The organism is Hydrogenophaga sp. 5NK40-0174, assembly GCF_040372165.1.
GTDB lineage: Bacteria > Pseudomonadota > Gammaproteobacteria > Burkholderiales > Burkholderiaceae_C > Hydrogenophaga.
This window is the reverse complement of sequence record NZ_BAABWG010000003.1, coordinates 662,146-683,215: the sequence shown is the minus strand read 5'-3', so window position 1 is coordinate 683,215 and position 21,070 is coordinate 662,146. Positions and strand designations below refer to the sequence as shown.

Genomic DNA, 21,070 nt, shown 5'->3' with positions numbered 1-21,070 from the left:
AACGCTTGGGTCAGGCCGCGTCTTCGTGTTCGTCTGCCCCTTGAGCGCTCTCACCCGTCGCATCAGGGATTTCCAGTGCAATCACATCGTCCAGCAGGGCGTAGAGCTGCGCGAGGCGGGCCTTGCCCAGGCGCTCTTCCATCCAGGCGTAGTGGGTCTCAATCGTGGCCGAGAGGGAGCGCACCAGGCGCAAGCCCTCTGGCGTGGCCCGCACCACCGTGCGGCGGCCGTCATCTGCACAGCGGCTGCGAACGATCAAGCCATCGCGCTCCATGCGGGCCAGCACTCCGGTGAGGCTGGGACCGAGCAAAAAGGCCTCGCGGGCAATGCGCCCTGTCTCCACGCCGCCGGGTTCCCGGGCATGCTCGCCCAGCACACGCAGCACACGCCATTGCTGATCGGACAGGCCATGCTCGCGCAGGCTGGGGCGGGTGTGCTGCATCACCGCCTCGCGCGCTTCCAGCAGCAGGCGGGGCAGGTTGCGGTGAACAAATGGCGGGGAAGGTGAACGGCTCATGTCTCTGTTTTCTGATTTATTTAATATATTAAATGTTTTCAGAAGGAAACGCCAGACCCACCTGCTCGCGTTGGCAAAACACATCTTCCAAGCCCAAGACGGCATGGCATGATGGATTCACCATGAACGAGCACGCTCTTCACCATCTGTTCGAAAAACCCCGCATCTTTCAGGCCCCGATGGCTGGCGCGCAGGACACGCGATTGGCTTTGGCGGTATGCAAGGCCGGTGGCGTGGGCGGCGTGCCCGCCGGCATGCTGGGGCTGCCCGCCCTGGCCACCACGCTGGAGACCATGCGGCAAAAAGCGAAGCTGCAGGATTGGTGGGCAGTCAATTTCTTCTGCCATACCACGCCCTCGCCCGATGAAGCGGCAATGGGTCAGTGGCAGTCCGCCTTGGCGCCTTATTACAAGGAGGCGGGCATCGACCTGGCCAAATTCGATGGCGACGCTTCCCGCGTACCGTTCGGCCACGACGCCTGCGTGCTGGTGGAGCGCTACGTGCCGCCCATCGTCAGTTTTCACTTTGGCCTGCCCCACCCTGATTTGCTCGAACGGGTCAAGCTGTGCGGCTGCCTGGTCGTGTCCACCGCCACCACGGTGGCCGAAGCCCTGTGGCTGGAACAAAACGGGGCCGATGCCATCATTGCTCAAGGAAATGAGGCCGGCGGCCACCGCGGCAGTTTTTTGCGCCCCCACGCTCCGCCGTTGCACGGGTCGCTGCCCCCCGAGGGGGCTGATCTGCCTTGGGGCGGCCCAGCGGCAGATCTCTACTTCTCGTCGGACACGTACTTGTCATCGCAAATCGGCACGCTGGCCCTGGTCCCGCAAATCGTGGCGGCGGTTGACGTTCCCGTGATTGCCGCGGGCGGCATTGCCGATGCGGCGGGCGTGCGGGCCGCCCTTGCCCTGGGCGCTTCAGCCGTGCAGGTGGGCACTGCCTATTTGTGCAGCAAGGAAGCCACCACCAGTGCAGTGCACCGCGCCGCCTTGCAAAGCGACGCCGCACGGCACACGGCTTTGACCCGGCTGTTCTCCGGCCGCCCTGCGCGCGGCATTGTCAACCGGGTCATGCGCGAGCTCGGCCCCATGAGCGAGGCTGCCCCGGCATTTCCACTGGCCAGCGCTGGCATGACACCACTGCGCAGCCATTGGGAAGCCAAAGGCAGTGGCGACTTTTCGCCGCTTTGGGCCGGCCAGAACGTCAGCGCCTGCCGGGAAGCGACGGCGGCTGCCATTACCCAAAGCCTGGCACAGGGGCTGCGATAGACCCTGCTCGGCAGTGGTAGGCTCGCAGGATGGCCAAAGAAAAAACGCTTTACAGCTGCACTGATTGCGGTGGCACCAGCCCCAAATGGCTGGGCAAGTGCCCGGCTTGCGGTGCCTGGAACACGCTGGTGGAAACCGTGGCGGAAACGGGGTCTGCCAGCGCGTCCAAGAACCGTTTCGCCGCCCTGGCGCCTGCCAGTGCCGTGACCACGCTGGCCGACATTGAGGCGACCGACGTGCAACGCACGCCCACCGGCATTGGCGAACTCGACCGTGTGCTGGGCGGCGGCATTGTCGAAGGCGGTGTGGTGCTGATCGGCGGCGACCCGGGGATTGGCAAATCGACTTTGCTGTTGCAGGCGGTGGATGCCTTAGAGCGCAACGGCTTTGGAAGATCAACAAGCGATCTTCCGCCGGGCCGCCCCAAGGCAGATCAGCCCCCTAGGGGGGCAGCGACCCGCGCAGCGGCGGAGCGTGGGGGCACGTTGTACGTCACAGGTGAAGAAAGCGGCGCCCAGGTCGCTCTTCGATCCAGGCGCTTGGGCCTCGACGGCTCGCAGGTCAAGGTGCTGGCCGAAACCCAGCTGGAGAAAATTCTCGCCACGCTGGACGCGCAAAAGCCGGCGATCGCCATCATCGATTCGATCCAGACGGTCTATTCAGAACAACTCACCAGCGCCCCAGGCTCGGTGGCCCAGGTGCGCGAATGTGCGGCCCACCTGACGCGCGCCGCCAAAAGCAGCGGCGTGGCGATTGTGCTGGTTGGTCATGTGACCAAGGAAGGCGCGCTGGCCGGGCCGCGCGTGCTGGAGCACATGGTCGACACCGTGCTGTATTTCGAAGGCGACACGCATAGCAGCTTCCGCCTGGTGCGTGCCATCAAGAACCGCTTTGGTGCGGTGAACGAGATTGGCGTGTTTGCCATGACCGAAAAAGGCCTCAAGGGTGTGAGCAACCCGAGTGCCATCTTCCTTTCGCAACATAGCGAGCCGGTGCCCGGCAGCTGCGTGCTGGTGACGCTGGAAGGCACCCGCCCGATGCTGGTGGAGATTCAGGCACTGGTCGACAGCGGCGGACCATCGCCTCGGCGCCTGTCGGTCGGTCTGGAGCGCGATCGCCTGGCCATGTTGCTGGCGGTGCTGCACCGGCACGCGGGCGTGGCCTGCATGGACCAGGATGTGTTCGTCAATGCTGTGGGCGGTGTGCGCATCAGCGAACCGGCGGCCGACCTGGCGGTGATGCTGGCCATCACCAGCAGTTTGCGCGGCAAGCCTTTGCCCAAAGGCTTTCTGGCGTTTGGCGAGGTCGGTCTGGCCGGCGAAGTGCGTCCGGCGCCCCGCGGGCAAGAGCGCCTGAAAGAAGCCGCCAAGCTCGGCTTTTCGGTGGCGGTGGTGCCCAAGGCCAACGCGCCCAAGAAAAATGACAAGGCCTTCGAGGGCTTGACCATTCACGCGGTAGACCGCATCGAAGAAGCCATGGAACTGGCTCGCAGCCTGGACTGAGCGGGGCTGGCGGGCAATGAACTTTGTTCCTGTTCTCCATGGCCTCAGGGGCCTGGCAGCGCTGGCTGTCTTGCTGTTTCACTGGGAAGCGACCTACCCGGCACTGTCCAAAGCGATGGCGGACATCAGCCTCCCCCTGATCGGGCAGGTCGACCTCTTTTTGCCGCTGCGGTATGGCTGGCTGGGTGTCTCCTGGTTTTTTGTGCTCTCGGGCTATCTGCTGGCCGCCACGCTATGGGAGAAGCCACTGGCTCCCCGCCTGCTTGCCGGCTTCTGGTGGCGACGTGCCTTGCGCATCTACCCGGCCGTCTGGGTGCAGGTGATCATCTTGCTGGCCGTGGTTTTGGGCTTTGGCATCATGAAGGACTTCCAGCTCTCCAATGCCATTGGCAACGCCATGCTGTGGCTCAGCCCTCTGCCGGGCGGCGCCCGGATCTACAACGGCGTCTACTGGACACTGCCGATCGAGCTGTCGTTCTACCTGTTCCTGCCGGTGATGCTCTGGTGGTACCGGCGCACCAGCATCTGGGTATTTGTGCTCTCCTGCCTCGCCATCACGGTCGGATGGCGTGCCGGACTCGCCGGCTTGCACCTGATGCAGAGCCCTCACGCCATCTCGCTGCTGTTCATTCGGGGCGTGCTGCCCGGCATGCTGTTCCTGTTTGCCTGCGGCATGGCGCTCAATCACTGGCAGCCACCCCAGACTGAAGCGTCCCGCAACCAATGGCTTGTGATCGCCATGGTCAGCGGCGTGGTCCTGACGGCCATTCATTACCAGTTGAGAGCGTTCCAGATCCAGGATCACCTCTACATGCTGATGTTCGAGGTCGCTCTCGCGGTGCCCATTGCGCTGATGACGGCCTGCATGCTCAAGCCGAGCCGGCTGACCGCCTGGGTCAGTGCAGCGCCACTGGTGTGGCTCGGAGAAATCAGCTTTGGCCTGTATCTGTGGCACTTTCCGATTCAGCGCATGCTGCCCCGGCTGATCACCCATGAATGGGACACGCCAATGGGCAGCCTGCAGGCCCTGGCGATCAGTCTGGTCGGGAGCCTGGTGCTGGCCAGCATCAGTTATTACTGGCTGGAACGCCCGGTTTTGACCCGACTCTCCGGCAGACGCCTCAAAGCCGGTCGCTAGATCGCGCGCAAACCTGCTCTGCCAGCATAGAATGAGAGGTTGGACAGGCGCATAACCAGCCGTCCCCCCTTGCAACAGAGTGGCGCCACGCCAGCGCCCATGGCCTGAAAGTGAAAGCATGAGCCCCGTAATTCCCTCAATGTCCGACCGTGACGGCAAGATCTGGATGGACGGCCAGATGATCGACTGGCGCGATGCCAAGATCCACGTCCTGACCCACACACTGCACTACGGCTGTGGTGCGTTTGAGGGTGTTCGCGCTTACCAGACCGAGAAGGGCACCGCCATCTTCCGCCTGCCAGAGCACACGGACCGCCTGTTCAACAGCGCCAAGATCCTGCGCATGGCCGTCCCCTTCTCCAAGGACGAGCTCAACGAAGCCCAGCGTGCCGTGGTGCGCGAGAACAAGCTGGAGAGCGCCTACATCCGCCCACTGGTCTGGGTCGGTGACAAGAAACTGGGTGTCTCCACCAAGGGCAACACCATCCATGTAATGATCGCTGCATGGTCCTGGGGCGCCTATCTGGGCGAAGAAGGCCTCAAGCGCGGCATCCGGGTCAAGACCAGCAGCTACACCCGCCACCACGTCAACATCACCATGACGCAGGCCAAGGCGGTGAGCAACTACACCAACTCCATCCTGGCCAACATGGAAGCCACCGACGATGGCTACGACGAAGCCCTGCTGCTCGACTCAGCCGGCTTTGTCTCCGAAGGCGCGGGCGAGAACATTTTCGTCATCAAGAACGGCGTCATCTACACACCCGACCTGTCGGCTGGCGCCCTCAACGGCATCACCCGCAACACGGTATTCCACATCGCCAAGGATCTGGGCCTGGAGATCGTGCAAAAGCGCATCACCCGCGACGAGATCTACATCGCCGACGAAGCCTTCTTCACCGGCACCGCTGCGGAAGTGACTCCGATTCGCGAACTCGACCGCATCCAGCTGGGCGAGGGCCAGCGTGGCCCGATCACGGAGAAGATCCAGTCGGCCTTCTTCGACATCGTTGGTGGCCGCAATCCGAAATACGCCGACTGGCTCACTACCGTCTGAGCTTCTGCGCGACACCTGGACCTCTGGAACAACCTCTCATGAGCGATACAAACACCTCCGTTGTGGTCGGCGCAGCCGATCTCAACCCCAATGGCGGCGTTTTCTGCCCCAACCCCAAAGCCGACATGAAGCTGTGGAACAGCCACCCCAAGGTGTATCTGGACCTGTCCCACACCGGTCAGGCCCGCTGCCCCTACTGCGGCACCGTTTACCAGCTCGACCCCAGTGTCAAACTCGCGGCAGGTCACTGACCACCCCGGCGGTCAGCGAGCGACCGCCTCATCACCGATCAGGCGCCTCAGGGTCGGAAGCGCTTGATGTGAGCGCACACAAACCCGCAAGCCTTCAATCTTGCGGGTTTTTCTTTGCCTGAGCCTCATCCGGACGGCTCTCAGGTCATGCTGCGCCGCACACATTCCGGCCATCGCCCGTGACACGTCGACCGTGGCAACTGGAAACTGGTCATACACCTTCCGTTTTGTGGTGATCACCGGAATGTGAATGACCATCTTCGCATGACTCCCCGCGGCAGAGCGAAAACGCGGCGGAAATAAATACATACAAATCAACGGCTTGGAAACCACCCCCCGTGGTTTCCCTGATGAGCCATCAAGTGGCCTGCCTATTGCAATTGGAAGGATGGATGACTGCCCGTGGGCGGTCTGGATCCCATGCCCCGCATGTGATTGATCGTCCGCCCTGATAACGCACTGGAGACTCCCTGATGGAAACCTTTTACGAGGTATTGCGCCGCAAAGGCATCTCGCGCCGCAGCTTCATGAAGTACTGCTCGCTCACGGCCACGTCGCTTGGACTGGCCCCTTCGTTTGTGCCGCAGATTGCGCATGCCATGGAAAACAAGCCCCGCACCCCGGTGCTGTGGCTGCATGGTCTTGAGTGCACGTGCTGTACCGAGTCGTTCATCCGCTCGGCACACCCACTGGCCAAAGATGTCGTGCTCTCCATGATTTCGCTGGACTATGACGACACCCTGATGGCCGCTGCCGGTCACCAGGCTGAAGCCATCCTCGAAGAGATCATGACCAAGTACAAGGGTCAGTACATCCTCGCCGTCGAGGGCAACCCGCCGCTCAACGAAGACGGCATGTTCTGCATCCAGTCGGGCAAGCCCTTCGTCGAGAAGCTCAAGCATGTTGCCAAGGACGCCAAGGCCATCATCGCCTGGGGTTCCTGCGCTTCATGGGGTTGCGTTCAGGCCGCCAAGCCCAACCCGACGCAAGCCACGCCAATCCACAAGGTCATCACCGACAAGCCGATCATCAAGGTGCCAGGCTGCCCGCCGATCGCCGAGGTCATGACGGGCGTGATCACCTACATGCTCACGTTTGACCGCATCCCCGAGCTGGATCGCCAGGGTCGTCCGAAGATGTTCTACAGCCAGCGCATCCACGACAAGTGCTATCGCCGCCCCCACTTCGACGCCGGCCAGTTCGTCGAAGCCTTCGATGACGAGTCCGCGCGCAAGGGCTATTGCCTCTACAAGGTCGGCTGCAAGGGCCCAACCACCTACAACGCCTGCTCCACGACCATGTGGAACGAAGGCACGAGCTTCCCGATCAAGGCCGGCCACGGTTGTATCGGCTGCTCGGAAGACGGGTTCTGGGACAAGGGCTCCTTCTACGACCGCCTGACCAATATCCACCAATTCGGCATTGAAGAGAACGCCGACAAGGTGGGTACTGCCGCCGTCACCGCCGTCGGTGCTGCTGTCGCCGCCCATGCTGCCCTCTCGGTGGTCAAGCGTGTGACCGACACCAAGCTCAAGAGCAACGACAAGACCCCCGCCTGATAGCGGATCAGACGAGCACAAGGAATTTACAAAATGGGTGCATACGAAACTCAGGGCTTCAAGCTCGATGACTCCGGCCGCCGCGTGGTGGTCGATCCCGTGACCCGAATTGAGGGACACATGCGCTGCGAGGTCAACCTCGACAGCGACAACGTGATTCGCAACGCTGTGTCCACCGGCACGATGTGGCGTGGTCTTGAGGTGATCCTCAAAGGCCGCGACCCCCGTGACGCATGGGCCTTCGTTGAACGGATCTGCGGCGTCTGCACGGGCTGCCACGCCCTGACCAGCGTCCGTGCAGTGGAAGATGCCCTGGGCATCAAGGTGCCAAAGAACGCCTACCTCATCCGCGAGATGATGGCCAAGACGCTCCAGGTGCACGACCACGCCGTTCACTTCTATCACCTGCACGCCCTGGACTGGGTGGACGTCGTCTCGGCCCTCAACGCCGACCCGAAGCAGACCTCGGCACTGCAGCAGCTGGTTTCCCCGGCGCATCCGCTGTCCTCGCCCGGCTACTTCCGCGACATCCAGAACCGTCTGAAGAAGTTCGTGGACAGCGGCCAGCTCGGCCCGTTCTCCAACGGCTATTGGGGCTCCAAAGCCTATGTGCTGCCGGCAGAAGCCAACCTGATGGCCGTGGCTCACTACCTGGAAGCGCTGGATCTGCAGAAGGAGTGGGTCAAGGTCCACACCATCTTCGGCGGCAAGAATCCGCACCCGAACTACATGGTCGGCGGTGTGCCTTGCGCGATCAATCTCGACGGCGACGGCGCTGCCGGCGCACCGATCACCATGGAGCGCCTGAACTTTGTTGAAGCGCGCATCAAGGAGATGATCGAGTTCAACAACAACGTCTACATCCCGGACGTTCTGGCCATCGGCACGATCTACAAGCAAGCTGGCTGGCTCTACGGTGGCGGCCTGTCTGCCACCAACGTGGCCGACTACGGTACCTACGAGAAGGTGCCGTACGACTTCAGCACCCACCAGCTGCCAGGCGGCGTCATTCTCAATGGCGACTGGAACAACATCTACGAGATCGATCCGCGCGATCCCGAGCAAGTGCAAGAGTTCGTCACGCACAGCTGGTACCGCTATGGCGACGAAACCAAGGGTCTGCACCCATGGGATGGCGTCACCGAGCCCAACTTCGACATCGGCTCTGCCAAAGGTACCCGCACCAACATCGAGCAGCTCGACGAGTCAGCCAAATACTCCTGGATCAAGGCGCCACGCTGGCGTGGCCACGCTGTGGAAGTGGGCCCGCTCTCGCGCTACATCCTCGGCTATGCACACGCCATGCAAGGCAACAAATGGTGCCAGCGCGTCAAGGAGCAAGTGGACAGCTCGGCGGTCGCCATCAACAGCGCCATTCCAAAGGCACTGGGCCTGCCAGAGACCAGCTACAGCGCCAAGCAGCTGCTGCCGACCACCATCGGCCGCACGCTGGCACGTGCACTGGAGAGCCAGTACGCAGCCGAGATGATGTACGACGATTTCAAGGAAATGATCGAGAACATCAAGGCGGGCGACACCTCCACGGCTGACACGTCCAAGTGGGATCCTTCCACCTGGCCCAAGGAAGCCAAGGGCGTCGGCACCGTTGCCGCTCCCCGCGGCATGCTGGGCCACTGGATCAAGATCAAGGACGGCAAGATCGAAAACTACCAGTGCGTGGTGCCCACCACCTGGAACGGCTCGCCTCGCGACGCCAAAGGCCAGATCGGTGCTTTCGAGGCGTCTTTGATGAACACCCCGATGGTCAACCCGGAACAGCCAGTGGAGATCCTGCGCACGCTGCACAGCTTCGACCCTTGCCTCGCCTGCTCCACTCACGTGATGAGCGAAGACGGCCAGGAAATGAGCCGCGTCAAGGTGAGGTGAGATGCCCCTGCGTTGCTTCGCTTCTTCCCCCACGGGCACCCAGGACCGAAGCACGCAGGACGCCTCCCCCGTCTGAACAGAAGTGAACCTATACACGGAGATACACATGCAATCGAAACACATCCGCCGCTTGGCAGCCACCGCGCTGCTGGCCGGCCTGACCGGTGCAGCACAAGCGCACACCGGCCATGGTGTGGCCACCCTGAGCCAGGGCCTGGCTCACCCGTTTGGCCTGGATCACCTGCTGGCCATGGTGGCTGTGGGCGTCTGGTCCACCGCCGCCCTGCCCCAGCGCAAAGCCTGGATGGGTCCTGCCACTTTCATGGCGGCTCTCGTCGGTGCAGCCATGCTGGGTGCCCAAGGCCTCGCCATGCCATTCGGTGAGCAAGCCATCGCACTGAGCGTTGTGCTTTTTGGTCTGTTGCTGGTGGTTTCACGCCAGCAGATGCCCGCGGGCGCCGGTCTTGCACTGGTGGCTGCGTCGGCCTCCCTGCACGGCCTGGCTCACGGCGCTGAAGCTCCTGTCACGGGTTTTGCCACCTATGCCATTGGCTTCATGCTGACCACGGCCGCACTGCACCTGAGTGGTGTCGGCATCGGCCTGGCGGTCCGCCGCTGGCTCGGCGAGCGCCGTCAGACCGCCATGGCGGCTCTGGGCGGTGGCCTCGGCGCAGCCGGTCTTTACCTGTTCGGCCAATTGGCAGCCTGATCCGGCAGCCTGAGAATCGGCCGGTGCACACTCTCGGCGCACCGGCCACTTAACTGGAGACAAGTTATGGCGGCCCTGACTCCCCAACAAAAGCTGGCTCAGCAAAGGCTGGCCGACATCACCGGCGTCGATGAAACTGCTGTTCAACACGGCAACACCATCAAGTCGGTCTATGTCTACGAAGCACCGGTGCGCCTCTGGCACTGGATCAATGCTGCAGCCATCACCGTTCTGGCCCTGACCGGGTACTTCATCGGTCAACCACTGCCCACCATGCCTGGCGAAGCCAGCGCGAACTATCTGATGGGCTACATCCGGTTCGCACACTTCGCTGCCGGCTATATCCTGGCCGTCGGCCTGATGGGTCGCATCTACTGGGCGATCGTGGGCAACCACCACGCCCGCGAGCTGTTCTGGCTGCCCATCTTCCAGAAGGCCTACTGGCAGGAAGTGTTCAGCATGCTCAAGTGGTACGGCTTCGTGTCTGCCAGGCCCGGCCGTTTCGTCGGTCACAACCCGCTGGCCCGCGCAGCGATGTTCTTCGGCTTCTTCCTGATCACGCTGTTCATGATCGTGACCGGCTTCGCACTGTACGGCGAGGGCGCCCAGATGGGTTCCTGGCAAGAGCAGATGTTTGGCTGGGTGATCCCGCTGTTCGGTCAAAGCCAGGACGTTCACACCTGGCACCGCCTGGGCATGTGGGCCATGATCTGCTTCGTCATGCTGCACATCTACGCAGCGATTCGTGAAGACATCATGGGCCGCCAGAGCGTGGTGAGCACGATGGTCTCCGGCCGTCGCACGTTCAAAGACTGACCTCCGCGCCGCCTTCGGCGTCACCCCATCCAGGGGCGGTGCGTGAGGCCCGGCAAAGCCGGTTCCTCCGCACCCTGACGCTGAAGGCCCCCTCACTCAACGCCCGTCTGTTATTCCATCGACCTTTTCGTCGACAACCTGGTCCTCCACCATGTCTGCCCAGTCTTTGTATCGCAAACCAGCCACGCCATCGGTGCTGCCACCGAAGGGCGTCCCCCTGCGCGCGCCAAAGCACCCGGGCAAACTGCTGGCACAGCTGTGCCTCAAGCCCCTCTCGCTCAACCAGAGCGAGGCGGCTCGACAGCTGGGTCTTTCGCGTCGCCGCCTGCACGAGCTCGTGCATGGTCAGCGGGCCATGTCACCCGATACCGCTATCCGCTGCGCACGCCAGTTCGGCATCGATGCCGGGTTCCTGCTTCGCCAGCAAGCCGCCTGGGACAGCTTCCAGGCCTGGAAGCGCCTTGAGGCAGCCGAGCAGGCTGCCGCCAACGACTCGACTGAAGCCTCCGCGTCCGACAACACCACAGTTGTCCGTTCCGCGCTGGTGGCTCCCTCACTGAACGCCTGATTTTTCCGGAGACATCCGACGATGAGCACTATTGCCACTCCAACCGACTGTCACCCCAAGGGTGGCAATTCCGACGTCCAGGATTTCAAGCACATTGTTGTTCTGGGCATTGGCAACATCCTGTGGGCAGATGAGGGCTTTGGCGTCCGCTGCGTTGAAGCGCTGCAACAGCGTTACGCATTTGCCGAGCACGTCGATCTGATCGATGGCGGGACCCAGGGCCTGTATCTGGTGCAGCATGTTCAATCCGCCGATGCCCTGCTGATCTTCGACGCCATCGACTACGGTCTTGAGCCGGGCACCATCAAGGTGGTCCGCGATGACGACGTGCCGCGCTTCATGGGCGCCAAGAAAATGAGCCTGCACCAGACCGGCTTTCAGGAAGTGCTGTCGCTCGCTCAGCTGACCGACAAATTTCCCAGACGCGTTCTGCTCGTCGGCTGCCAGCCCGAAGAACTGGAAGACTACGGCGGCAGTCTGCGCCCTGTGGTGAAGGCCGCCATGGAAGACGCGCTCAAGCTGGGCCTGGAAGAGCTGCATGCCTGGGGTGCGGTGCCCGTGGAACGCCAGGAGCCTCTGGGCGTGCGCGAATCCGTCACCGTGGACGAGCTGGCCCTCACGGCCTATGAAGCTCAGCGCCCTGCCGCAGAAGAAGCCTGCCGCATCGGTGACGACCGTTTCATGCCCAAGAAAGAGAGCGTCTGAGATGTGCATCGGCACCCCCATGCAAGTGCGCTCGATCGAAGGCAGCAGACATGCCGTCTGCGAAGGCCGCGGTCAGCAGCGCAAGGTCAACACGGCGCTCGTTGGCGAGGTCCGTCCCGGTGACTGGCTGCTGATCTTCATGGACGACGCACGCGAAGCCATCACCGCTGACCGCGCGGCAGAAGTCAACGCCGCACTGGACCTGGTGGAAGGCGCCATGAGTGGGCTGCTGTCCCCCGCAAATGCTCAGGACGACACCGGCTTCGCGCTGCCTTCACAGATGAGCGCCGAGCAGATGAAAGCACTGACCAGCCCCCACGCTCCGCCGTTGCACGTGTCGCTGCCCCCCGAGGGGGCTGAGTCGCCTTAGGGCGGCCTGGCGGCGAATCGACTTGTGTCGTCGCTGCCAAACCTCGCCCCGAACGGAACACCTGTCAAACACCTTCGCCAAACAAACACCCTCGCTGGAGACACCATGACCACTTTGTTCGACCCCAACACCGCCACCCCAGGCAAAGCGCCGCCTTTGATCATGCGCCTGGCCGATGATTTCGCTGCCGACTGGGTCACACCCGAGACCGTGGCCGACTGGAGCGCGGAAGGCGGCGACCGTGTCGTCCTGCTCGCCGGTGATCCGGTGCGCTTTCCCGAAGGCCAGGACGTGGCCGCTGTGCTGCCAGAGCTGATGAGCGCCTTCAAGGGCCGCTTCAAGGTGGCCGTGGTGGCTCGCGATGACGAGGACACCGTGGCGCGCAAGTACGGCTCCCAGCGCTGGCCCACCCTGCTGTTCTTCCGCGACGGCGGTTACGTGACCGCTCTCGCCGGCATGCAGGACTGGGATGTCTACCTCAATGGCGTCGAAGCCGCGCTGAACATGCCTGTCTCGCGCGCGCCCACCATCGGCATTCCCGTCGTGAGCCAGAGCGGCGAAGCGCAAGGCTGCCGTTGAACCACACACCTCAGGAGAGAAGACACATGAAACCCTTCCCGATTCCCGTCATTGGCCTCGGCCCTGGCGCCCAGACTGAAGATGAGACGCTGGACTATCTGCCCATGCCCAAGGACATGGACACCTACCAGCCTCCGGTCCTTCCCGAACCCGAGCAAATGGCGGCCAGCGTGAAGGCACGTCTGGCCTTGCAGGAAGTGCTCGCCATGCTTGAGCAGGCAGGTACCGGCGACGGCTCGGCCGCCGGATCCCAGGTATCGCTGGCAGGCCTGTCCCCCGCAGACCGCCAGCTGGTGAACCAGGTACTGGGCGAAGGCGAAGCCAGCGCACTGGTCCAGGACGAACCCAATCAGCTTGAGATCCGTGTACAGGAAGCCATTTTTGCAGGCGTATGGCGCATCATGACCTGGCGATCCGGTGAGCTGGTCGACGACGTGATTGAAGTAGGCCCCGTGCCCCAGTTGCTGCGGGCACTCGCCAAGGAAGATGCCCAGACTTCGCCGCCCGCATGGAAAGGCGCCGTGCCACTGAACGTGCAGAACGCCCCGCTGCTGGTTGACGAAGTGCGCGACCAGGTCAGACGCTGGCAGCCGGGCAAGGCACCCCATGTGGTGAACCTGACGCTGCTGCCCGTCACGCCCGAGGACATTGCCTTCCTCGATCATCAGCTGGGCACGGGTCGCGTGTTGCTTCTCTCTCGCGGCTACGGCAATTGCCGCATCACCAACACGCTGCTGCCCAATTGCTGGCGTGTCGTGTACTACAACTCCATGGACAAGGTGATTCTCAATACCGTGGAGGTGGTGGACATGCCCGAAGTGGCCTTGGCGGCGCCAGAGGATCTTCGCGATTCGCACGAGCGCATGGCCGATGTTCTCAACTGGCTGGAGGTGGCCTGAGATGGACGGGCAGAACCCGACCGGAGGCTTCGAGGGCTTTGAGGGCTCTTACCTCGGCAAGCGAGGTGTCCTCAAGCCGGCCTCCCGCCTGGAATGCAAAATCTGCTGGTGGGTATACGACCCGGCCGAGGGCGACCCTGTCTGGCAGATTCCGTCCGGCACGCCCTTCTCGGAGCTCCCTCCACATTGGCGCTGCCCCAATTGCGACTGCGATCCGGACCAGTTCCTGTTGCTGCCGGAAGAAAGTGCCTGAGCCACCGGGTCAACAGCCACCACCCGCCAAACGCCCTCCATCCATGACCACTGCCACACCCTTTCACCAGGACGCCAGCCTGCAGGCACGTGTCGACCATCTCGTGGCGCACTACGAGATGGTTCACCGCGAGCGCATGACCGGCTTGCCAGTGGTCAACCCCGTCCTTCGCGTCGAAGCTGTCGGTTTCATCTGGGTAGTGCCCGAAGGTGAGGGTGAGGGTGAGGGTGAGGATGAGGATGAGGATGAGGATGAGGGAGAAGCCTACCCAAGTCGCCAGCCCATTGAACCCATGGCGGAAGGCGTGCTGGTCACCCCGTGGTTCATGAGTCTGGTCAGGCTGCCTGCCAACGTACAGGCGCACAAGGGTCGCGTCGGCAAGCGCTTTCGCAGACTCTGGGGCACAGATGCCTATGACTTTCTCGGCTCGCATGATGAAGGCATTGGCTACCACGAGACGTGCAGCCTGTTCTCGCCCATGAACGATTTCGATCAGCATGCCGTGGCAATTGAAACCGCCATGCAGGTGGTCCAGCTGGCAAGGCCTGCGGCAAAGCCCGCCGAACGCGCTCAGGCGTCAGCAGAGCCCGTGCCTTCCCGACGCTCTTTCTTCCTGGCCAGGCGGCCTGGCGGAGGTGCTGCGTGACCGCCGCCACGGGAAGCTCCACACTGGCCGGCGCGCTCTGGTTGCGCCCGGGCGCTGCGGCGCCCCAAGCCTTGCGCAGTTCGCGCCAGAACCTGGCCGCGCGCATCGCTGCGGGCCAGGTCGCCGACCGCCTGCCCGTGCTGCTTTCCAGCGTCTTCAGTCTCTGCGGCAACTCACACCGTTTGTGCAGCGAAATGGCCATCTCGGCCGCCCGCCAAGGCGCCGATCCTGCCCTGGGTGAAGCCAGCGCTGCCGAGGCGCTACGGCGCGAGACTGCGACCGAGCATGTGCGCCGTATCGGACTCGACTGGCCCCGCCAGCTTGACCTGCTGGGCAGTCAGACCGGTGATCAGGCCAGCGCCCTGACCAGCCTCAAGGCCTGCCCGTTGCTCAGGACGGCCCAGGGTCAGGGCATCGACTGGGGGCAGGTACAGCAGTGGTTGCAGAGTCACTGGTTGAACGTGTCGCCTGCCGCCTGGCTGGAGCAGTGGCGTTTGCATAGCCTTGCATGGCTGAAAGAATGGTCCGCCTCCACAACCAACTGGCTCACGCGGCTGCTGCGCACCGTGGCCGCTCACGACGTCCCTCTGAATACCAGCGGGACGGCGGCGCTCCAGCCTCACCGTCAGGAGCGCCACATGCAGACCCTGGCCGCTGCCATGGCCATCAAGCCGGACTTCACGCTGCATCCGCAATGGCACGGCCAGTGCGCTCACAGTGGCAGCTGGAGCAGGCTGCACGACCAGGCAGCCCCCCCCGGGACCGCACTGGGCCTGCTGGGAAGTCGGCTGGCAGAACTGGCCTGCCTGTGCCTTGAATCCGCCGCCGAATCGGGCAAGACCGGGAGACAATGGCTAAGCTGGGGTCAAATGCCAACTGGCGCGCAGCAAGGCGTAGCATGGGTCGAAATGGCCAGAGGTCTGTTGATCCACCAGGTCTCGCTCGATCCGGCCCGGCCTGATCATGTTCTGGCGTGCCAGGTGCTGGCGCCGACCGAATGGAATTTTCACACCGAAGGCATTGCGGCACAGGCCATTGAGAGGCTGTCGCCCCAAGCCAGCGAAACCGCCGGACAGATTGCCCTGATCATGGCAGCGCTCGATCCTTGCGTTCCCTATCAGGTCAATTCCGGCGAGGAGACTCAACATGCATGAAGCCAGCCTCGCAGCCGGCGTGCTGCAACTGGTGGAAGACACGGCGCGCCGGGAGGCCTTTTCCCGCCTGCTGTCCTTGCGACTGGAAGCCGGTCAACTTGCCGGCGTTGACATCCGCGCATTGCGATTCGCGCTGGAATCGATTGCACCCGGCACATTGCTCGATGGCGCCAAAATCGACATTGAGGAACCGCCGGGCCAGGCCTGGTGTCTGGGCTGCAGCCAGTCGGTGGAGATTGCCCAACGGGGCGACGCCTGCCCCAGTTGCGGCAGCTACCAGTTGCAACCCACCGGCGGCACCGAGTTGCGGGTGGTGGACATGCAGGTCAGCGATGTGCCGGCATGACGCGCGTTGGCCCCATTGCTTGAACAACCGGATAGCCGATCAGGACAACCCCGGCATCGACGCCCCTCCGGCACCGATGCCAACGACAGGAGAAACACATGTGTGTAGTTTGTGGATGCAGTGACAATGGCGCCCCCCAAGGCGCGCACGACCATGACCATGATCATGGTCAGGTTCATGACCACCACCATGGCCACACCCACAGCCATGCCGGCGGCGAGAACCATCTGGCGGTGAACCCCGCCAATGGCGACCTGCACTATGGCGCTGGCTCTGCCAAGGTATCGGTTCCCGGCATGAGCCAGGCGCGCGCAGTCAAGATCGAAACCGACATCCTCGGAGCCAACAACCGCATCGCGCAGCAAAACCGCGCGCACTTTGCTTCACACGGCGTAACGGCGCTGAACTTCGTCTCCAGTCCCGGCTCCGGCAAGACCACGCTGCTGTGCGAGACCATCACCGCCATGCGCGAGCGACATCCTGATCTGCCAGTTTCCGTGATCGAGGGCGACCAGCAGACCAGCTTTGATGCCGACCGTATCCGGGCCACCGGTGCACCTGCCATCCAGGTCAATACCGGCAAGGGCTGCCACCTGGATGCACCCATGGTGGCCGAGGCGTTCTCTCGTCTGCACAGCCATGACCATGATCACGGCCATCACCACCATCAGGCACGCAGTCTGTTGCTGATCGAGAACGTGGGCAATCTGGTCTGCCCCGCCATGTGGGACCTGGGCGAGAAGGCCAAGGTATCCATCCTGTCCGTGACCGAAGGTGAAGACAAGCCCCTGAAGTACCCCGACATGTTTGCGGCTTCCGAACTCATGATCCTGAACAAGATCGACCTGCTCCCGCACGTCAAGTTCAATGTGGACCGCTGTATCGAACTCGCGCGCCGCGTGAACCCTTCCATCCGGATCATCCAGCTCTCTGCCACCACTGGCGAAGGCATGGACGACTGGCTGCACTGGATCGAGCATCGCATGGACATGGCCCACGGTCATGCCCACCACGAACCATCCGCGGTGGAAAAAGCCTTGCAAGACCGGGTGGCGCAACTGGAAGCCGAGTTGGCCAAGGCGCGTGAGGCACTGGGCAACAACGCAACCGCCTGATCCGAAGCCAACGGCCACCATGAACACAGTGCCTCCCACCATCCTGGCTTTCGGCGCCTGGCTGAAAAACGCGGCCTGCCTCTGGCAGCCAGGCCAGCCAGCGCACTGGTCGGCCATCCATGGTGATCTGAGCGACCCTCAGGCCTGCGAGGCCCTGCGTCATTCGGTGGCGCACATGGTCGGCGACCTCATGGCCAAAGGCCGTCGACCCGACGCCATCGCCCACGATCTGCATCCCGATTTCTTCAGCACCCGCCTGGCACTGGAAACCGCCGATCAGCTCGGGGTTCCGGCCATTGGCGTACAACACCACCATGCCCATATCGGTGCGGCCATGGCCACCCACCGGCTCAACGAGCCCGTGATCGGTCTGGCACTCGACGGCGTTGGCCTGGGTACCGACGGCACGGCCTGGGGCGGCGAAATGCTGTATGTCGACGGCCACCGGTGGGAGCGCCTGGGCCACCTGAGCCACCTGGCTTTGCCCGGTGGCGACAAGGCAGCGCGCGAACCCTGGCGCGTGGCAGCCTCCGCACTCCACGCTCTGGGCCGTGGCGACGAGATCGCAGAGCGCTTGGCCACGGTCTCCAGCCCGGCAGCCGCACGCACGGTCAGCCAGATGCTGGACAAAGGGCTCAACTGCCCGCCAACCAGCAGCGCCGGCCGCTGGTTCGACGCCGCCGCATCTGCACTGCGAATTTGCCAGCATCAGCAAGACGAGGCCGAAGCCGCCATTGCGCTGGAGAAGGCTGCTGCGATGGCCCTGGAAGAAGACCCGGACATTCTGGCCATCGACGGCGTCACGACAGCCCAGGACGGCGTGCTCGACCTTCGCCATATGTGGGCGCAACTGCTCGATGCCCCCACCCGGGACATTGGCCGACTGGCCGCAGGCTTTCATCTGGCACTCGCCGAAGGACTGGCGGACTGGGCCATTCAGGCAGCACGTATGCGCCAGGTCAAAGCCGTTGCGCTGGCCGGGGGATGCTTCTTCAATCGCATCCTGCGCGAACGCCTGCACGCACAGCTGAGCTCATGCGGCCTGCGCGTCTATCTTCAAACCGAACAGGGATTCGGCGATGCAGGTCTGGCCATCGGCCAGGCCTGGGTGGCCGCCCAACAGATGACCGGCCAGCCTGATGCAGTCGTCACCACAAGAAAGGAACCCCACTCATGTGTCTAGCCATCCCTACCGAGGTGATCGAGCGCCTTGACGGTGACGAAGCCATCGTCAATCTTGGCGGCATTCGCAAAACCATTTCGCTGGCGCTCGTGCCCGAGGCGCGGGCAGGCGACTACGTGATTGTTCACGTGGGCCATGCCATCGGTCTTCTTGATCCGGAAGAAGCCCAGAAAACCCTGGCCATGTTTGCCGAGCTGGAGCAAACGCAATCTCAACCACAGACGGGTGAGCAAGGAGCAGCGGCATGAAGTACATCGACGAATTCCGCAACGGCGAAACCGCCAGACACATTGCCGAACGCATTGCAGCAGAAGTTCGCCCCGACCATCAGTACCGGTTCATGGAGTTTTGTGGCGGCCACACCCATGCAATTTCCCGCTACGGCGTGCTGGAGTTGCTGCCGAAAAACCTGCGCATGATCCACGGCCCGGGCTGCCCGGTGTGCGTGTTGCCCATTGGCCGAGTGGACCTGGCCATTGAACTGGCGCTCAAGCACGAAGTCATTCTTTGCACCTACGGCGACACCATGCGCGTGCCTGCCTCGGACAACCTCTCGCTCATCAAGGCCAAGGCCCAGGGCGCAGACATTCGCATGGTGTACTCGGCGGCCGACGCACTCAAGCTGGCGCAGGAGAATCCTGACCGCGAAGTGGTGTTTTTCGCCATCGGATTTGAAACCACCACGCCACCGACGGCACTGGTGATCAAGGAAGCGGCCACCCGGCACATCAAGAATTTCAGCGTCATGTGCAGCCACGTGCTCACGCCCCCTGCCATTCGCGCCATTCTCGACGGCGCCAGCGAGGAAGAGCTCAAGACTGCCGAGATCGAAGGCTTTGTCGGACCTGCCCATGTGAGCGTGGTCATCGGCTCCGACCCTTACGCCCGCTTTGCCGAGGAATACAAAAAGCCTGTGGTGATTGCAGGGTTCGAGCCGCTCGACGTGCTGCAAGCCATTCTCATGCTGGTGCGCCAGGTCAACGAAGGTCGCGCTGAAGTAGAGAACGAGTTCATTCGCGCGGTGACGCCAGCAGGCAACCAGCGCGCCCAGGCACTCATGGACGAGATCTTCGAATTGCGCGACAGCTTCGAATGGCGTGGCCTGGGCAGCATGCCCAAATCTGCCTTGCAGATTCGCGAGGCCTACCGGGAGTTCGATGCCGAGCACCGCTTTGACCTGCGCTACAAGGCAGTGCAGGACAACAAGGCCTGTGAATGCGGTGCCATTCTGCGCGGCGTGAAAGAGCCGCGCGACTGCAAGATCTTCGGCACCGTCTGCACACCGGAGAATCCGATCGGCTCCTGCATGGTCTCGAGCGAAGGCGCTTGCGCAGCACACTACACCTACGGGCGCTTCCGCGACATTCCCGTTGTCGCAGAGAACACGGGCAACACCGCTGAGGCATCGGAGGCCGCCGCATGAAGATTGACCAAGACACTGCCAGCGGCAACACGCCGAAATCGTCCGTGAAGAAGAAGAGTTACACCCGCCCACTCGACATCAAGCGTGGGCGCATCGACATGGGCCATGGCGCCGGCGGCAAGGCCGCAGCGCAATTGATCGAAGAGCTTTTTCTCGCAGAACTCGACAACGCGTTTCTCCGGCAAGGCGACGACGGAGCAGTCTTGCCGCTGCCGTCGTTCAACCCGGGCGAAGAGCAACTGGTCATGGCCACCGACGGCCATGTGGTCTCACCCATCTTTTTCCCGGGTGGCGATCTGGGTTGCCTCAGTGTTCACGGCACCATCAACGACGTGGCCATGTCCGGTGCCAGGGTGCTCTACCTGAGTGCCAGCTTCATCATCGAAGAAGGCTATCCGCTGGCAGACCTCAAACGCATCGTTGCCTCCATGGCTGCAGCCTCTCGCGAAGCCGGGGTCCCCATCGTGACCGGCGACACCAAAGTGGTGGAAAAAGGAAAAGGCGATGGTGTCTTCATATCGACCACAGGTGTAGGCCTGTTGCCCAAGGGCGTCACGATCAGCGGATCAATGGCGAAAAAAGGTGACACGGTACTCGTGTCAGGTACCATTGGTGATCATGGAGTGGCTGTGCTGTCACAGCGCGAGTCACTGGCCTTCGAAACCACGATTGAAAGTGACACGGCAGCCTTGCACACGCTGGTTGCAGACATCATGGCCGCCGCGCCTGGCGCCATTCATGTATTGCGAGACCCGACCCGTGGCGGACTGGCCACCACACTCAACGAGATCGCCAGTCAGTCCGCAGTGGGCATCCAGCTGCAAGAAGCTGACATCCCGGTCAAGCCAGAGGTGGATGCGGCCTGTGAGTTGCTCGGACTCGATCCACTCTATGTAGCCAATGAAGGCAAGCTGGTCGTCATCTGTGCGCCAGAGGCGGCCGAAAAAGTCCTTGCCACCATGCGAGCGCATTCGCTGGGCAAGGAGGCTTCCGTCATTGGCTGCGTGACGCAGGATGAACATCATTTCGTCCAGATGCGTACCCGCTTTGGAGGGAGGCGCGTAGTGGATTGGCTCAGTGGCGAGCAGCTACCGAGAATCTGCTAGGCAATCGACGCGAGCATTC

General features: G+C 62.9%; 24 protein-coding genes. 23 read left to right on the top strand and 1 reads right to left on the bottom strand.

From position 1 onward, the window contains the following. Positions 1-10: 10 nt before the first annotated feature. Complete coding sequence (gene hpaR, locus ABWV89_RS12845; protein WP_353397275.1) at positions 11-517, bottom strand: homoprotocatechuate degradation operon regulator HpaR; 507 nt, start codon at positions 515-517, stop codon at positions 11-13. A gap of 122 nt (positions 518-639) precedes the next feature. Here hpaR and ABWV89_RS12840 point away from each other — a divergent pair, with 122 nt between their 5' ends. The 23 genes from ABWV89_RS12840 (at position 640) to hypE (ending at position 21,051) form a co-directional block, all read left to right on the top strand. After that, positions 640-1,785, top strand: coding sequence for an NAD(P)H-dependent flavin oxidoreductase (locus tag ABWV89_RS12840; protein WP_353397273.1), 1,146 nt, complete (start codon positions 640-642; stop codon positions 1,783-1,785). Positions 1,786-1,814: 29 nt separating this feature from the next. Then, on the top strand, positions 1,815-3,287 hold the full coding sequence (radA, locus tag ABWV89_RS12835; protein WP_353397272.1) for a DNA repair protein RadA: 1,473 nt from the start codon (positions 1,815-1,817) through the stop codon (positions 3,285-3,287). 16 nt (positions 3,288-3,303) lie between these two features. Then, positions 3,304-4,425 carry an acyltransferase family protein gene (locus ABWV89_RS12830; RefSeq protein ID WP_353397270.1) on the top strand — a complete coding sequence of 374 codons (1,122 nt, stop codon included), beginning with the start codon at positions 3,304-3,306 and terminating at the stop codon, positions 4,423-4,425. Positions 4,426-4,543: 118 nt separating this feature from the next. After that, positions 4,544-5,482, top strand: a complete 939-nt coding sequence (locus tag ABWV89_RS12825) for a branched-chain amino acid transaminase (RefSeq protein WP_353397268.1) — start codon at positions 4,544-4,546, stop codon at positions 5,480-5,482. Between the two features lie 38 nt (positions 5,483-5,520). Then, complete coding sequence (locus ABWV89_RS12820; RefSeq protein ID WP_353397267.1) at positions 5,521-5,733, top strand: zinc-finger domain-containing protein; 213 nt, start codon at positions 5,521-5,523, stop codon at positions 5,731-5,733. Between the two features lie 473 nt (positions 5,734-6,206). After that, on the top strand, positions 6,207-7,292 hold the full coding sequence (locus ABWV89_RS12815) for a hydrogenase small subunit (RefSeq protein WP_353397265.1): 1,086 nt from the start codon (positions 6,207-6,209) through the stop codon (positions 7,290-7,292). A 33-nt stretch (positions 7,293-7,325) separates the two neighbouring features. Next, the gene (locus tag ABWV89_RS12810) at positions 7,326-9,179 is read left to right on the top strand and encodes a nickel-dependent hydrogenase large subunit (RefSeq protein ID WP_353397263.1); all 1,854 of its coding nucleotides are present in this window, start codon (positions 7,326-7,328) and stop codon (positions 9,177-9,179) included. 106 nt (positions 9,180-9,285) lie between these two features. After that, a complete protein-coding gene (locus ABWV89_RS12805; protein WP_353397261.1) occupies positions 9,286-9,888 on the top strand; it encodes a HupE/UreJ family protein in 603 nt (200 codons plus the stop codon). Between the two features lie 66 nt (positions 9,889-9,954). After that, positions 9,955-10,704, top strand: coding sequence for a Ni/Fe-hydrogenase, b-type cytochrome subunit (cybH, locus tag ABWV89_RS12800; RefSeq protein WP_353397259.1), 750 nt, complete (start codon positions 9,955-9,957; stop codon positions 10,702-10,704). A gap of 151 nt (positions 10,705-10,855) precedes the next feature. Further along, a complete protein-coding gene (locus tag ABWV89_RS12795) occupies positions 10,856-11,272 on the top strand; it encodes a HigA family addiction module antitoxin (protein ID WP_353397257.1) in 417 nt (138 codons plus the stop codon). Positions 11,273-11,293: 21 nt separating this feature from the next. Beyond that, a complete protein-coding gene (locus ABWV89_RS12790) occupies positions 11,294-11,977 on the top strand; it encodes a HyaD/HybD family hydrogenase maturation endopeptidase (RefSeq protein ID WP_353397255.1) in 684 nt (227 codons plus the stop codon). 1 nt (position 11,978) lies between these two features. Beyond that, positions 11,979-12,347, top strand: coding sequence for a HypC/HybG/HupF family hydrogenase formation chaperone (locus tag ABWV89_RS12785; protein ID WP_353397254.1), 369 nt, complete (start codon positions 11,979-11,981; stop codon positions 12,345-12,347). A gap of 105 nt (positions 12,348-12,452) precedes the next feature. Continuing rightward, positions 12,453-12,926 carry a thioredoxin domain-containing protein gene (locus tag ABWV89_RS12780; RefSeq protein ID WP_353397252.1) on the top strand — a complete coding sequence of 158 codons (474 nt, stop codon included), beginning with the start codon at positions 12,453-12,455 and terminating at the stop codon, positions 12,924-12,926. Positions 12,927-12,952: 26 nt separating this feature from the next. Continuing rightward, complete coding sequence (locus ABWV89_RS12775) at positions 12,953-13,825, top strand: hydrogenase expression/formation protein (RefSeq protein ID WP_353397251.1); 873 nt, start codon at positions 12,953-12,955, stop codon at positions 13,823-13,825. 1 nt (position 13,826) lies between these two features. Continuing rightward, positions 13,827-14,078, top strand: coding sequence for a rubredoxin (locus tag ABWV89_RS12770; protein WP_353397249.1), 252 nt, complete (start codon positions 13,827-13,829; stop codon positions 14,076-14,078). 43 nt (positions 14,079-14,121) lie between these two features. Further along, positions 14,122-14,724: a [NiFe]-hydrogenase assembly chaperone HybE gene (gene hybE / locus ABWV89_RS12765; RefSeq protein WP_353397247.1), complete on the top strand. Its 603-nt coding sequence runs from the start codon at positions 14,122-14,124 to the stop codon at positions 14,722-14,724. Beyond that, positions 14,721-15,878: a hypothetical protein gene (locus ABWV89_RS12760; protein ID WP_353397245.1), complete on the top strand. Its 1,158-nt coding sequence runs from the start codon at positions 14,721-14,723 to the stop codon at positions 15,876-15,878. The genes hybE and ABWV89_RS12760 overlap by 4 nt, the downstream gene beginning before the upstream one ends. Then, the gene (locus tag ABWV89_RS12755; RefSeq protein WP_353397243.1) at positions 15,871-16,224 is read left to right on the top strand and encodes a hydrogenase maturation nickel metallochaperone HypA/HybF; all 354 of its coding nucleotides are present in this window, start codon (positions 15,871-15,873) and stop codon (positions 16,222-16,224) included. Before ABWV89_RS12760 ends, ABWV89_RS12755 begins: the two co-directional genes overlap by 8 nt. 98 nt (positions 16,225-16,322) lie before the next feature. Beyond that, complete coding sequence (gene hypB / locus ABWV89_RS12750; protein ID WP_353397241.1) at positions 16,323-17,339, top strand: hydrogenase nickel incorporation protein HypB; 1,017 nt, start codon at positions 16,323-16,325, stop codon at positions 17,337-17,339. A 19-nt stretch (positions 17,340-17,358) separates the two neighbouring features. Further along, complete coding sequence (locus ABWV89_RS12745; protein ID WP_353397239.1) at positions 17,359-18,522, top strand: Kae1-like domain-containing protein; 1,164 nt, start codon at positions 17,359-17,361, stop codon at positions 18,520-18,522. Then, complete coding sequence (locus ABWV89_RS12740) at positions 18,513-18,770, top strand: HypC/HybG/HupF family hydrogenase formation chaperone (RefSeq protein WP_353397237.1); 258 nt, start codon at positions 18,513-18,515, stop codon at positions 18,768-18,770. Before ABWV89_RS12745 ends, ABWV89_RS12740 begins: the two co-directional genes overlap by 10 nt. Then, positions 18,767-19,945 carry a hydrogenase formation protein HypD gene (gene hypD / locus ABWV89_RS12735; RefSeq protein ID WP_353397235.1) on the top strand — a complete coding sequence of 393 codons (1,179 nt, stop codon included), beginning with the start codon at positions 18,767-18,769 and terminating at the stop codon, positions 19,943-19,945. Before ABWV89_RS12740 ends, hypD begins: the two co-directional genes overlap by 4 nt. Beyond that, on the top strand, positions 19,942-21,051 hold the full coding sequence (hypE, locus tag ABWV89_RS12730; protein WP_353397233.1) for a hydrogenase expression/formation protein HypE: 1,110 nt from the start codon (positions 19,942-19,944) through the stop codon (positions 21,049-21,051). Before hypD ends, hypE begins: the two co-directional genes overlap by 4 nt. Positions 21,052-21,070 lie beyond the last annotated feature (19 nt).

Bases quoted from the DNA above. Each gene is read 5' to 3' on its own strand.
- hypD (WP_353397235.1), top strand. From the start codon at position 18,767: ATGAAGTACATCGACGAATTCCGCAACGGCGAAACCGCCAGACACATT.
- ABWV89_RS12795 (WP_353397257.1), top strand. From the start codon at position 10,856: ATGTCTGCCCAGTCTTTGTATCGCAAACCAGCCACGCCATCGGTGCTG.
- ABWV89_RS12825 (WP_353397268.1), top strand. From the start codon at position 4,544: ATGAGCCCCGTAATTCCCTCAATGTCCGACCGTGACGGCAAGATCTGG.
- hybE (WP_353397247.1), top strand. From the start codon at position 14,122: ATGACCACTGCCACACCCTTTCACCAGGACGCCAGCCTGCAGGCACGT.
- ABWV89_RS12820 (WP_353397267.1), top strand. From the start codon at position 5,521: ATGAGCGATACAAACACCTCCGTTGTGGTCGGCGCAGCCGATCTCAAC.
- hypB (WP_353397241.1), top strand. From the start codon at position 16,323: ATGTGTGTAGTTTGTGGATGCAGTGACAATGGCGCCCCCCAAGGCGCG.
- cybH (WP_353397259.1), top strand. From the start codon at position 9,955: ATGGCGGCCCTGACTCCCCAACAAAAGCTGGCTCAGCAAAGGCTGGCC.
- ABWV89_RS12775 (WP_353397251.1), top strand. From the start codon at position 12,953: ATGAAACCCTTCCCGATTCCCGTCATTGGCCTCGGCCCTGGCGCCCAG.
- ABWV89_RS12790 (WP_353397255.1), top strand. From the start codon at position 11,294: ATGAGCACTATTGCCACTCCAACCGACTGTCACCCCAAGGGTGGCAAT.
- radA (WP_353397272.1), top strand. From the start codon at position 1,815: ATGGCCAAAGAAAAAACGCTTTACAGCTGCACTGATTGCGGTGGCACC.
- ABWV89_RS12830 (WP_353397270.1), top strand. From the start codon at position 3,304: ATGAACTTTGTTCCTGTTCTCCATGGCCTCAGGGGCCTGGCAGCGCTG.
- ABWV89_RS12745 (WP_353397239.1), top strand. From the start codon at position 17,359: ATGAACACAGTGCCTCCCACCATCCTGGCTTTCGGCGCCTGGCTGAAA.
- ABWV89_RS12805 (WP_353397261.1), top strand. From the start codon at position 9,286: ATGCAATCGAAACACATCCGCCGCTTGGCAGCCACCGCGCTGCTGGCC.
- ABWV89_RS12840 (WP_353397273.1), top strand. From the start codon at position 640: ATGAACGAGCACGCTCTTCACCATCTGTTCGAAAAACCCCGCATCTTT.
- hypE (WP_353397233.1), top strand. From the start codon at position 19,942: ATGAAGATTGACCAAGACACTGCCAGCGGCAACACGCCGAAATCGTCC.
- ABWV89_RS12780 (WP_353397252.1), top strand. From the start codon at position 12,453: ATGACCACTTTGTTCGACCCCAACACCGCCACCCCAGGCAAAGCGCCG.
- ABWV89_RS12755 (WP_353397243.1), top strand. From the start codon at position 15,871: ATGCATGAAGCCAGCCTCGCAGCCGGCGTGCTGCAACTGGTGGAAGAC.
- ABWV89_RS12785 (WP_353397254.1), top strand. From the start codon at position 11,979: ATGTGCATCGGCACCCCCATGCAAGTGCGCTCGATCGAAGGCAGCAGA.
- ABWV89_RS12815 (WP_353397265.1), top strand. From the start codon at position 6,207: ATGGAAACCTTTTACGAGGTATTGCGCCGCAAAGGCATCTCGCGCCGC.
- ABWV89_RS12740 (WP_353397237.1), top strand. From the start codon at position 18,513: ATGTGTCTAGCCATCCCTACCGAGGTGATCGAGCGCCTTGACGGTGAC.
- hpaR (WP_353397275.1), bottom strand. From the start codon at position 517: ATGAGCCGTTCACCTTCCCCGCCATTTGTTCACCGCAACCTGCCCCGC.
- ABWV89_RS12810 (WP_353397263.1), top strand. From the start codon at position 7,326: ATGGGTGCATACGAAACTCAGGGCTTCAAGCTCGATGACTCCGGCCGC.
- ABWV89_RS12770 (WP_353397249.1), top strand. From the start codon at position 13,827: ATGGACGGGCAGAACCCGACCGGAGGCTTCGAGGGCTTTGAGGGCTCT.